Below are 5,873 nucleotides of genomic sequence, written 5' to 3'. Positions count from 1 at the left end.
CCCTGGCCGACGGCGAAGGCGACCCACCCCGCATTGCCTCCCCACTCACCAATGTCACCTATAAACTCAGCGAACAGCAACCCGAACAACGCATCGCGCTGCAAGCCATCACCGCCGCGGGCGTGAAGGAAGTCTACTGGTTTGCCAATCAAAGCTTCATTGGCAAAGCGCCTGCTGGACAGGCATTGCCATGGCGCCCCGGACGAGGTGGTTGGTATGGATTATTGGCAGTCGATGATCATGGCCGTAGTACGAGCAGGGATGTGCGGGTGGACGTGGGGTCTTGAGATATTAAATACTGCTGGATTCGGATTGAGTGGTTTGCGTGAGGCGGGGTCGGTACAATCTCCATCTTTCGGGAGTGAGTTCGAACTTCCAAATGCGGTCACTAAACAATATTGAACCAGATCAATATCATTAACCAATCTATCGTCCCCAAACTACTTATGCAAAAAACAAAGCTTTGCGTCGCAATGGCAAATCTTCTGCCACTTTCAGCCCTTGCCGGCTCGTTTTTGACCTACGAGTATCAATCGCCAACGGTCGTCTACCAAGCGGAGCGTAGCAGAGAGCATTTTCTTGATGCGAACCAAGCCTGCGTGGCGGCGACCCCGATTCCACCCGCGCCCGGCAAAGCCGGTTATATCTACCGATCTCCCAGAGCCGGCTACAAAACCGGTTATGGCTTGGGATGTTTTTATGACCTGATTCATGTCGATAAAACAGGACAAGTCATCTCATCCACCCCGGACTGGTTTGCACAACACCGGATCGACGCAAACGACCGCTGTCCTGCCAATGAAAACTGGTCCTATAACCGCGACACCCGCCAGTGCTACCGGGCCAAACCCGATCAATCAAACATTTGCACGAAAGGCAATCCCATCTGGCCTGACTCGGGTGCCAAGACCAACCCGCTGCTCAAGCTGGTCGTTGACCCGGTGTCGCCGCTGTCCACCCTCCGGGTGACCTATGCCTCCGTCAACCGACAACCGGACACCGTGCTGGGTCGAGGGGCATTTGTGGAACCCCTTGATCGGCGCCTGAAGTTCATCAAACAAGGTGAATTGCTCCAAACCATTCAGGCCATCCAGAACCCGACGCATGCCATCACCTTCACTGGCAGCCAGGATCAATGGCAGGATCTCCGCCAGGAATGGCGTTTGTCTCGCCAGCAAAACGGTCAATGGTTACTGAACAACCTGCAATCGGGCACGGTGGAACATTACAATGCCGATGGTCAGCTGTTACAAATTGTTGCCGCGAATGGCTACGCCCTGACCCTGACTTACTCGCCAGTCACATGTGACGGCTGCCATGGGCAGACCAAGCCGACATCTGTCGTTACCAACACTGGCCGCACGGTGCAGTTGGGGTATAACAGCCACGGACAGCTCGACCAGCTGACCGCACCAGGCAATGTAAGCTACCAGTTTCGGTTTCAAGCATTTGATGGCATCCATGTCCTGAACGAAATCATTTTCCCGGATACCCGTTCCATTCGGTTAGGTTACGATGCCAGCAGCCCAATCATTGCCTGGCCACGCACCAGCGCATCGTTGATTCCTACTGGGCCAGGCGGTAGCATCGACGATCCATCGGCGATTCTATCGACCCCGTCCACCCCCGCTCAAACGCTGTTGACCCGTCTTGGCAACGAGAGCGGCATTCGCTTATCCCAACTATGGGACGAAAACGGATCGGAATACGCCAACTGGACTTATGACCAGCAAGGTCGTGCCATCTCGTCCGCCCACGCCGGTGGCGCAGACCGGGTAACCCTTGACTATGTGCAAGCAGGCCGCGAAACCAAAGTGACCGACGCACTCAATACCGTTAGGACCTACCGCTATCAAACCGTAAACGGCCGTACCGTGTTAGCCAGTGCCGACCAGCCTGCAGGAGCCGGCTGCAACGCCGCCACCGCGCTACTCGCTTACAATTCGGATACCGGTACCTTGGCTTCTAGCACCGATTTCAATGGCGTCAAAACCACGTACCAATACAATACCCGCAACCTCGAAACCAGCCGCACCGAAGCCGTTGGCCACCCTGCGCAACGGGTGGTCCAAACCGAGTGGCACCCCACCTGGCGCCTGCCGGTGAAGCTCACCGAACCGGCGCGGGTGACGCAGTTTGACTATGACGACAAAGGCAACCTGCTGAAGAAAACAGTGACCGCAGACGGCGTAAGTCGGGTGTGGAAGTGGACCTATGCCAACTTTGGTTTGGTCCAGACCGCCACCGACCCCAACGGTCAGGTTACCCGCTATGCGTATGATGGCCAAGGCAACCTGACCCAGCTCACCAACCCGTTGGGCCAGCTCACGCAGTTCACCCGCTATGACGCCGCCGGCCGCCTGTTGGAAATGAAGGACCCCAATGGCGTGGTCACCACCTTGAGCTACACCCCGCGTGGCTGGCTGAAGACGCGTACCGTCGGCAAGGAACTGACCACCTATGACTACGACGGCGTCGGCCAGTTGAAGCAGGTCACCTTCCCGGATCAGCGCACGATTAAGTACCGCTACGACCCCGCCCATCGCCTGACCGACATCCAGGACAGCCAGGGCAACCGCATCCACTACGAACTGGATGCGCTGGGCAATCAACTGCGGAAACAGGTCTTCGATGCACAAGGCATGTTAGTGAGCGCCCTGCAGCAGATCGAACAGGCCCAACGCAGCAGCCAGCCGCTGGCGCAGATTGATCGCAACCCCAGTTAAGCCTGACCCAAGAACAAGACCGAATTGAACATGTACATGATGAAACGCAAATCCAGTTTTCCGTTATTCCGTCAGTGGCCGCTGCTATTGATGATCACCAGTACCCTGGCCTCCGCGGCCGTGGTATTGGACGAATCCTACGAATACGACATCCTGGGCCGCCTGACCAAGGTCAAGAACGCCCAGCAGCAAGTCGTCGCCAGCTACACCTACGACGCCATCGGCAACCGCACCAGTGCACCGATGCGTTGAACCGCACCACCCAATACAGCTACGACGTCCTCAACCGCTTGGTGAAGCTGACCACCCCTGACCCGGCCAAGGCCGGTGGGGTGCTGGTCACTGAATTCAGCTACGACGCACTGGACAACCTGGTCACCGTCAAAGACCCACTCGGCCACACCACCCGCTACAACTACAATGGCCTGGGTGACCTGCTGCAGCTGGTCAGCCCCGATACCGGCACCACCCGCTACAGCTATGACAATGCCGGGCAGCTCAAGACCAAGACCGATGCCCGCAACAAGACCGAAACCCGCAGCTATGACAACCTGGGCCGGGTGACCAGCCTGGCCTTCGGCGACCAGACCCACACCTTCACCTGGGACAGCGCCGCCAATGGCAAAGGCCGGCTGGCCAGCCTGCAGGATACTTCGGGCACCACCCACTACCGCTATGACGCACAAGGCCGCCTGAGCGGCAAAACCCTCAGCTTCACCGCCATCGGTGGGGTCGGTGGCGAGGCTGGCAAGCGTGAGGTCAGCTACAGCTGGAACGAGCAAGGGCAACTCACCCAGCTCACCTACCCCAGTGGCTTCAAGGTCACTTACAGCTACAACAGCAACGGCCAGGTCAGTGCCGTGCAACTGAATGGCCAAGCACTGATCAGCAACATCCAATACCAACCGTTCGGTGGCATCAAAAGCTGGAGCTGGGCCGGTGGCAATACCCATCACCGCAGCTACAACCTGGATGGCCAGCTGGAACTGCTGCAACACGGCAGCCTGTACAGCAAGAGCTACCGCTGGAACGCCGCCAACCAACTCAAGGCACAGACTGACAACCAGAGTAGCAGTCTCAACCAAAGCTATGACTACGACTTACTGGATCGGCTGAACAAGACCACCCGTGGCACCGTCACCGAGCAATACCAGTACGACGCTAACGGCAACCGCACCCAGAGTCAGGTCAACACCGCCGCCACCAGCTACAGTATCGACCCGGCCAGCAACCGCCTGCTGAAGCAGACCGGCAGCAATGCCAAGACTTATACCCTGGACGCCAGCGGCAACCAGACCAGTGATGGCAGCATCACCCTGACTTACGACAATGCCGGCCGGCCCCGTACTGCCACCCAGAACGGGCAAAGCGTCAGCAACTTCTTCTACAACGCCCAAGGGCAACTGGCGATCAAGACCGCCAACAGCAAACCGATCCAGTTCGTCTACGACGAAGCCGGCCACCTGCTGGCGGAACACGCCGACCCGGCCACGCAAAGCCCGAGCCAGGATCATATCTGGCTGGGCGACACCCCGATTGCGGTGGTGCGCCCCAACAGCAGCGACCCCAGCAAACCGCTGCTCTACCACGTCTACGCCGACCACCTCAACACCCCACGCGCCATCTACGACGCATTCAACAAACGCCTGACCTGGCGCTGGGAAAGCGAAGCCTTCGGCAACACCCTACCGGATCAGGACGCCGACAAGAACGGCAGCCAGTTCGTGTACAACCTGCGCTTCCCGGGGCAGTATTGGGATAACGGCATCAAGCTCAGTCATAACTGGTATCGGACCTATAATCCGGACACCGGCAGATACATTCAGAGTGATCCTATTGGGCTCAATGGTGGGTTGAATACTTACCTCTATGCTTATGGAAATTCGCCAAGGTTTGTTGATCGGGATGGTTTGGATAGTGTCTCAGTAGAGGCAGGTCTTCATTTGCCATTAATTGGCGATATTGCGACAGCCTTAGGATGGAATCAAATTCCCGTCTCTGGTGGCGATGTTGGTGTTGCAGTTTCTTTCCCAGGACCCTTGACGCCTGATGCGGCTTGGGATTTGTCCTTATATGCATCTGGAGATTTTGGTGGTGGGATAGGGGCAAACAAAGCAACTGTTACTGCTGGATATTCACGAGGTGGCTCATGTGATATTGATGATTCAATAGATGTAAACGCCATTCACGGTCCTGTAGCTGTCGGCGTGACTTTAGATCGACATGCCAATCTGAATAACTTTAGTCTTTCAGATATTACCGGAGCGAAAGCAGGGGCCGCCTTGGCACCAGGTAAAGCCGCTATGGCAGTCTATAAGGTAGTTGATTCTATATTGAAAACCAGGTCTTTACGTGATGTCTGGAAGACGTATAACAACAATGCGATAGGGTTTGGCTATAAAAAAACCGGTGCAGTGCGTTTAAACTGTGAGTGCAAGAAGTAGGAGGGTCAATGTCGTTTACAATATTTAATATTGTCAGTATCGTCATTTACTTCGTACTGGCAGGCTGGATTGGTCCATTGGTGTCGAAAAATGTTCACAATAAGTTCTTATTGTTTTTTTGTCAGTTGATGATTGCTTTTGGCGGTGTTGTTGTTTTGGTTTCATCATTTTATGTGGGGAAATTTTTTGACTAGAAAGCGGAGTGAAAAAAAGGACATAATTAATTTTATGATCAACACCCAAACCAATGGGGTCAGAGTGATTGATTTGGTGTGCTGTGAGTGTTAGCCTTTCTCTGTGACGTCAGGAGAAACCCTCGTGGCACGTTTACCTCGCCTCTACTTTCCCGGTTGCGCCCAGCATGTGATTCAGCGTGGCAATAATCGAGAAGCCTGCTTTTACGATGAAGCGGACTACAAAGCCTATCTGTCTTTTCTACTGGAGGCGGCGACTAAATATCAGGTCGCGATTCACGCGTTCGTGTTGATGACCAATCATGTGCATTTACTGGCGACGCCTGCTGACGAGCAGGGAATCAGCAGGTTGATGCAGGCTCAGGGTCGCAAATATGTCCAGTACTTCAATTTCACCCATGGCCGCACAGGCACGTTGTGGGAGGGCCGATATAAATCGACCCTGGTCGATGCTGACCATTATCTGCTGACGGTTTATCGCTATATCGAACTGAACCCCGTGAGGGCGG

Annotated in this window: 3 protein-coding genes and 1 pseudogene; all 4 read left to right on the top strand. The window is 55.4% G+C overall.

Annotation, left to right across the window (positions count from 1 at the left end; translation table 11 throughout):
* A pseudogene (locus FFS57_RS24150) lies at positions 1 to 287 on the top strand (penicillin-binding protein 1C); the annotation flags it as partial.
* 186 nt (positions 288 to 473) lie between these two features.
* Positions 474 to 2,726: an RHS repeat domain-containing protein gene (locus FFS57_RS24145; protein ID WP_171014191.1), complete on the top strand. Its 2,253-nt coding sequence runs from the start codon at positions 474 to 476 to the stop codon at positions 2,724 to 2,726.
* A gap of 74 nt (positions 2,727 to 2,800) precedes the next feature.
* Positions 2,801 to 5,170: an RHS repeat domain-containing protein gene (locus FFS57_RS24140; RefSeq protein WP_137940387.1), complete on the top strand. Its 2,370-nt coding sequence runs from the start codon at positions 2,801 to 2,803 to the stop codon at positions 5,168 to 5,170.
* Positions 5,171 to 5,488: 318 nt separating this feature from the next.
* Positions 5,489 to 5,873 (top strand): transposase (locus tag FFS57_RS24135; RefSeq protein WP_137940386.1); only part of this gene is annotated, 385 nt, incomplete at its 3' end.

Origin of the sequence: Chitinivorax sp. B, assembly GCF_005503445.1 — a bacterium.
Lineage (GTDB): Bacteria > Pseudomonadota > Gammaproteobacteria > Burkholderiales > SCOH01 > Chitinivorax.
This window is presented reverse-complemented; position numbering and strand designations above follow the sequence as displayed.